Source organism: Mesorhizobium sp. M7A.F.Ca.ET.027.03.2.1 (assembly GCF_003999175.1).
Taxonomy (GTDB): Bacteria; Pseudomonadota; Alphaproteobacteria; order Rhizobiales; family Rhizobiaceae; genus Mesorhizobium.
Genome location: NZ_RZOM01001738.1, coordinates 1 through 657 on the forward strand (window position 1 = coordinate 1; position 657 = coordinate 657).

General features: G+C 67.9%; 1 pseudogene. It reads right to left on the bottom strand.

The window, feature by feature from the left end:
- Positions 1–657: pseudogene (locus EN750_RS37750) on the bottom strand (chemotaxis protein MotC); the annotation flags it as partial.

Below are 657 nucleotides of genomic sequence, written 5' to 3' on the forward strand. Positions count from 1 at the left end.
GCCGGAGGCCGCGGTGACGGCGGGTTGCTCCGAGATGGCGCCTTCGACCGGTGGCAGGCCACTGTCATCGGCGCCTTGCACCGTGGCGATCTCGGGCACCGGCTGCGCCGCGGCGGCAGGAACTGGGGCAGGCTTTTCCGCCGGAAGGGCGGTGGGCGGCGCGACGACCTCGCCGGCAATGGCCTGCGCGGCGTCGAGCAAAGCGCGGTCGCCCTCCGACAGCCGGCTGCGGTCGATCTTGCCGAGCTTGGCACGAACGTCCTCGATTGTCCCCGAGGTGACGGTGGAAAGGCTGGCATAGAGCAGGGCGCGTGGATCGTCCTGATTGGTGTTGCCGTCGCGGCCCTGTTCCGCCCGCGCCGAAGCGAAGGCCGATAGGTCATTCAGGCCGTCTATCGCGGCCCGGCGGGCGATGCGCAGATAGATCACCTTCTCGCGCTCGGGATCCATCATCGAGGTGATGTCGCCCAGCTTGTCCTGGCTGATCGACATGTGCAGCGCGATGACGCCGGAGACGAAGGAGTCGGCGAACTGGCTGGCATAGGGCGAATAGAGGTAGCGCTCGACATATTGGGTGGAAGCAAGGGCGAAGCGTGCCGCGTCGCCTTGCGCGACTGCAAGGCCGACCGAACGGCGAAGTGCCGCTTCCTCGACCAG